Origin of the sequence: Bombiscardovia coagulans, assembly GCF_002259585.1 — a bacterium.
Classification (GTDB): domain Bacteria; phylum Actinomycetota; class Actinomycetes; order Actinomycetales; family Bifidobacteriaceae; genus Bombiscardovia; species Bombiscardovia coagulans.
Map to the genome: position 1 here is coordinate 1 of NZ_MWWS01000015.1, position 1,144 is coordinate 1,144.

The 1,144-nt window shown below is 51.2% G+C and carries 1 protein-coding gene; it reads right to left on the bottom strand.

Translation table 11 applies throughout. From position 1 onward, the window contains the following. Positions 1-216 precede the first annotated feature (216 nt). The coding region (locus BOCO_RS07330; RefSeq protein ID WP_148140086.1) for a SpaH/EbpB family LPXTG-anchored major pilin at positions 217-1,144 on the bottom strand (928 nt) is incomplete at its 5' end.

Genomic DNA, 1,144 nt, shown 5'->3' on the forward strand with positions numbered 1-1,144 from the left:
AGACCCATGACCAGGTTTTACACACACCCGTGTTCAGGTTTTTCTTAGACTCCTGACTTAGGGTTTTTCTTATGCTTGTGTTTAGGTAATGATATGCGGGGGTTTACCAAGGTTTGGGAAGAGAAAAAAGACCAAACCCGGTAAACCCCCGCCACCAACCGTGGCTTTGCTGGGGGGATTACCATACAAGCCACGGTAGTCTTCTACCAGCAGTGTTTACTCGTGATGATTTCTCCGATACACCAGAACCACTACCGCTACCACTAACAACACCACACCAGTAAGCGTGAGTACCACCAAACCGGTAGCACCCGTTAACGGTAACGGCGGCATCGTGTTTTTACTATTCACTATCGTCACATCAACACCCTGAGTGTTTCCTGTTTTCACACTCACCGGTGTCAACGCCGCCGCTCCCGTAGGTAACACATACCCAGCAGGAGCTACCACCTCTTTCAACACGTAACAACGACTAGTAGCATCAACAGGCGTGTTCTTCGAATCAGAAACAAACAAACCATCTATCACGACCCGACCATCAGCACCACTGGTAAACCTACTCACACCGTTAACCCGTAACGCATCACCAGTAACCTGCGCATGAGAACAATCAGACGCGTACGGGTCTTGAACCCCATACACCTCGAACTGGGCACCAGACAAACCGGTATGATGATCACCCGCATCGATTTTACTCACGACCACATTACCCCAATTCTCATGCACCCGCCCAGACTCCGGAGGCGTGCTGGGAGGATTAGCAGGCGGCACCAACGGAGGAGTCACGGGAGGATCCGCACTGGTTTGCGTGTTTGAATACAAGAACGCTGTATTCGCTATCACACCATCAACACCCAACGAACTAACCACACCAGTAAACGTAACCACCACGCTTTTACCAGCCTGGGTTTTCAACCACCCCAAACCTTCCTGCGTGAACCCTACATCCACCGTGCTACCCGTAACACTGGTGTGATAATAACGAGCCGGCACATCCACACCATCAACCTGTACTGACTGCACACCCGTACCCGTTAACCGAGCATCCATCGGATCATGAATAATATAGTAACTAAAACTCGCGTTCTCAGCGATGGTAGGCACCGTGACCGTGACCGGGAACACCACCACAGCCCCCAAGCCT